Annotated in this window: 7 protein-coding genes; 4 read left to right on the forward strand and 3 right to left on the reverse strand. The window is 72.5% G+C overall.

Annotated elements, in window-relative coordinates; genetic code table 11:
- The coding region (locus L2I40_RS19910; RefSeq protein ID WP_237216923.1) for a hypothetical protein at nt 1-242 on the reverse strand (242 nt) is incomplete at its 3' end.
- Between the two features lie 64 nt (nt 243-306).
- Nucleotides 307-789: a peroxiredoxin gene (locus tag L2I40_RS19915; RefSeq protein WP_237216924.1), complete on the reverse strand. Its 483-nt coding sequence runs from the start codon at nt 787-789 to the stop codon at nt 307-309.
- Nucleotides 790-941: 152 nt separating this feature from the next.
- Between L2I40_RS19915 and L2I40_RS19920 the strand changes: the two genes are divergently transcribed.
- The 4 genes from L2I40_RS19920 (at nt 942) to L2I40_RS19935 (ending at nt 3,663) form a co-directional block, all read left to right on the forward strand.
- Nucleotides 942-1,550 carry a YqgE/AlgH family protein gene (locus tag L2I40_RS19920; protein ID WP_272910988.1) on the forward strand — a complete coding sequence of 203 codons (609 nt, stop codon included), beginning with the start codon at nt 942-944 and terminating at the stop codon, nt 1,548-1,550.
- Between the two features lie 116 nt (nt 1,551-1,666).
- Nucleotides 1,667-1,924 (forward strand): hypothetical protein, encoded by a 258-nt coding sequence (locus L2I40_RS19925; protein WP_237216925.1) that lies wholly within the window; start codon nt 1,667-1,669, stop codon nt 1,922-1,924.
- Nucleotides 1,925-2,000: 76 nt separating this feature from the next.
- Entirely contained in the window at nt 2,001-2,873 is an 873-nt protein-coding gene (locus L2I40_RS19930) for a DMT family transporter (RefSeq protein ID WP_237216926.1), read from the forward strand.
- A 94-nt stretch (nt 2,874-2,967) separates the two neighbouring features.
- Complete coding sequence (locus L2I40_RS19935) at nt 2,968-3,663, forward strand: class I SAM-dependent methyltransferase (protein ID WP_237216927.1); 696 nt, start codon at nt 2,968-2,970, stop codon at nt 3,661-3,663.
- 205 nt (nt 3,664-3,868) lie between these two features.
- Here L2I40_RS19935 and L2I40_RS19940 read toward each other — a convergent pair.
- On the reverse strand, nt 3,869-4,063 hold a 195-nt coding region (locus tag L2I40_RS19940), incomplete at its 5' end, for a hypothetical protein (protein ID WP_237216928.1).

Raw genomic sequence — 4,063 nt, forward strand, 5'->3', positions numbered from 1 at the left:
GCCGCGACCCGGCGCCGCGCCGGTGCGATCGCGGCCGCGGCGACGAGGTCGGGCCGCGTGCCCAGCAGGGCTGCCTTGCTGGCGGCCAGCGCCCCGGCGGCGAAGGCGCGCTGCTTCTCGCCCGCCATGCGCGCAAGCTCGGCGGTCGCCGTGGCGGGCTCCGTCCACAGCTGCGCGCTGCGCAGCGTGAAGACCCAACCCGCCTGCCAGGCCAGCATCGCGTAGCCGAAGGGATGGGTCATGCCGTTCTCCTGAGATGACGGGCGCACAACGCGCCGGGGCGAGCCGCGGCGCGCCGGGCCGGCGTCACAGGACGCCGAGGATCGCCTCGGCCTTGCTCACCTCGAAGGCGCCCGGCGCCTCGACGGCGACATGCGTGACCTTGCCGTCCTTCGCCACCAGCGCGAAGCGCTGCGAACGGATGCCGAGGCCGCGCGCGGTCAGGTCGAATTCGAGCCCCATCGCCCTGGTGAAGGCGGCCGAGCCGTCGGCCAGCATCGCGACCTCGTCGGTGATGCCCTGGTCCTTCGCCCAGGCGCCCATCACGAAGGCGTCGTTCACCGCCATGCAGGCGATGGCATCCACGCCCTTCGCCTTCAGCGCCGCCGCCTGCGTCACGAAGCCGGGCAGGTGCTTGGCCGAGCAGGTCGGCGTGAAGGCGCCGGGCACGCCGAACAGCACCACCGTGCGACCCTTGAAGAACTCGGCGGTGTCGACCTCCTTCGGCCCTTCCGCCGTCGCCTGCATCACCTTGACCGAGGGGATCGCCTGCCCGGGCTGGATGGTCATAAGTTTTCTCCGAATTGTGTCCGACCGAACGCATCTAGAGGCGTTCGCGATGTCCGTCCATGCGGCGGCCCGGCCCTGCCGCACCCCGCCGCAACCCCGGCCCCCTCCGATCCGTTCTTGCGGGCATGAGGACCCGAAGCCATCTTTCACGCATGGCCAGACCCGTCCCCAAGCCCCCGAAGGGGTTGAGCGGAGCGGCGGCCGGGGAGGGGTGGCTCACCGGGCAGCTCCTCGTCGCCATGCCCTCCATGCAGGATCCGCGCTTCGCCCGCTCGGTCATCTGCCTTTGCGCGCATTCCGACGACGGCGCGATGGGCATCGTGCTGAACAAGCCCCTCAGCGGCCTCAGCTTCGACGACCTGCTGCGCCAGCTGAAGCTCGACCCGATCCCGCCCCAGCGGCGCATCCGCCTGACCTCCGGCGGGCCGGTCGAGAACGGCCGCGGTTTCGTCCTCCACACCTCCGACTGGGAGACGGAGGGCAGCCTGCAGGTCCAGCCGGGCCTCGCGCTGACGGCCAGCGTGGACATCCTCAAGGCGATCGCCGGCGGCGGCGGGCCGCGGCTGGGGGTCCTCGCGCTCGGCTATGCCGGCTGGGGACCAGGCCAGCTCGAGGGCGAGATCCAGCAGAACGCCTGGCTCTCGGTGCCGGCGGACGAGATGCTGCTGTTCGGCGCCAAGCCCGAGCGGCTGTGGACCCAGGCGCTCGCCAAGCTGCATGTCGACCCCGCCCTGCTCTCGGGCGTTGCGGGTCACGCCTGAGCACAACCGCAGGATCGGGCGTGCAATCAAGCGCTTGAACGCTGGCGTTCCGGCCCAGGATTGATTTAACCTTGCGCGTGCCGGCCATGCTGCGGCCGGAGCTTGGGGATCACGGGATGCGGCCTGTCATTGCCATCGGTCTGCTCGTCACGCTGGGCGCCTGCGCCAACACCGTGCCGCCCTACATCGGACGTGGCGGCAACCAGTTGTTCCTCGCCTGGGGCTCTCCGGAGCGCACGGTCCGCATGCCGGATGGCGGCAATGCCGTGACGTTCCTCCGCCCCGGCTGCGAGACCACCTTCGTCATGGACTACGCCGGCGTCGTGCGCTCGGGCTCGCAGCGCGGCGACGGCTGCCCGCAGCCGCGCCAGTAATCCCGCGCGACGCGGCGGGCGCCGTCGCGCCCGCCCGGGATGACGCGCCCACCCGTGCCGGGGTGGAGGCGCGGGCATGAGCCGCACCCTGCAGGGCGTGCTGATCCAGCTGGTCGCGCTCGCCCTGTTCGTCTCGATGGATGCGCTGCTGAAGCTGCTGGTCGCGCGCTACGCCGTGCCGCAGCTGATGTTCCTGCGCTTCGTCGCGCATACACTGATCGTCATCGTCGCGGTGCGGCTCCTGACCGGCGGGCTGCCCTGGCGCTCCCGCGCGCCGGGGCTGCAGACGCTACGCTCCGCGCTGCTCGCCGTCGCCAACGGCGCTCTTGCCGTCGCGCTCATCCATGTGCCGCTCGCCGACGCGACGGCGGTGATCTTCGCCGCCCCCGCGCTCACCGTCGCGCTCGCAGCGCTCTGGCTGAACGAGCGCGTGTCGCCGCGGCGCTGGGCAGGGGTCGCCATCGGCCTGGCCGGCGTGATGGTGGCGATCCGCCCTCCCTTCCTGACGGGCGAGCCGCTGCACTGGGCCATGCTGCTGCCGCTGGTTACCGCGGTCGCCAACACCGGCTACCAGTTGCTCACCCGGCGGCTGGCGGCCGAGGACGATCCGCGCACCACGGTGCTGCACACCAGCCTCGCCGCCTGTGCGCTGACCGCGCTGGCCCAGCCCTTCGTCTGGGTGGCGCCCGCCGCCGCCGACCTGCCGTTGCTGCTGCTGCTCGGGCTGCTTGGCGCGGCGGGGCATGGCCTGCTCGTGCTTGCCTTCGCGCGCGCGCCGGCCTCGGTGCTCGCGCCGATGTCCTACACGCAGATCCTCTGGGCGGGCCTCGCCGGGGTGCTCATCTTCGGCGACTGGCCAGATGGCTGGACCCTGCTGGGGGCCGCGATCATCTGCGCCGGAGGCGTCCTCGTGGCGCTGCCAAGCCGGAAGATTGCCAATTTGTCATGAGCGGGACGCCGAGTCTACAAGGCTTCGTCATATCCGGCTTGCGCGCGCCCCCCATCAGGACTAACCCGGCCACCGCCGCCGGATACGGACCCGCATGAGCATCCGAACCGACATTCCCGACCGTGATCATCCCCGCGCCGTCCTCGACGCCGAGGGGGTGCGCGACGCCTACCGTCGCTGGGCGGGGGTCTACGACCTGGTCTTCGGCGGCGTCTCGGCCCATGGCCGCCGCCGCGCCGTCGAGGAGGTGAACCGCCTGCCCGGGACCCGCGTGCTCGAGGTCGGCGTGGGCACCGGCTTGGCGCTGCCGCGCTATCGGCCGGAGAAGCGCGTGGTCGGCATCGACCTCTCGCGCGACATGCTGGAGAAGGCCGCGGCCCGGGTGCGGGAGGAGCGGCTGTCGCAGGTCGTGGGCCTGTCCGAGATGAACGCCGAGCACATGGCCTTCGCCGACGACAGCTTCGACATCGCGGTGGCGATGTTCACCGCCTCCGTCGTCCCCAACGCCAAGGTCCTGTTCGCGGAGATGTCGCGCGTGGTGCGGCCGGGCGGGCACCTGCTCTTCGTCAACCACTTCGCCGCCGAGGCGGGCCTGCGCTGGTGGGTGGAGCGCTCGATGGCGCCGCTGTCGCGCCTGCTCGGCTGGCATCCCGACTTCGCATTGTCCGACCTGCTGGACCCGCAGGCGGTGCGCGTCGAGGCGATGGAACCCTGCCAGCCGGCCGGGATCTTCACCCTGGTCCGCGTGCGCAACCAACCGGCGGCCGCGCTGGCGCTTGCCGCGGAGTAGGGAACAGGTTCGTCCGGCTGCCGGCGGCGCCGTGCTCGGGCCCATCTCAGCGACACCTTCTCCCGGTTCACGCTCACGAAGGGCACCATCCAGCGCACGCCGAACATCGGCCGCCACCTGAGGGTGCTGAACCAGGACCTGTTCGTGGCGGGCTGGCACCCGCCCGGCCTCGGACTCTGATGAGCGCGGCCCCGCGCGGCGCGTTTCAGGGCGGCGCCGCGGCGGCGGCAGGCGCAAAGGCAGGCGTGCCGCCGCCCGCCCGCCGCGGCCAGACCGCCGCGGCCGCCACCACGAGCCCGCCCAGCGTCCCGATCACCCCGGCCGCGTTGAGCGACAGCGTCGCTCCGAGCGCCGCGGGCACCGGCCCGGCCAGCGCATAGCCCACCGCGCCGAGCCCGGC

Origin of the sequence: Falsiroseomonas oryziterrae (genome assembly GCF_021864505.1) — a bacterium.
GTDB lineage: Bacteria > Pseudomonadota > Alphaproteobacteria > Acetobacterales > Acetobacteraceae > Falsiroseomonas > Falsiroseomonas oryziterrae.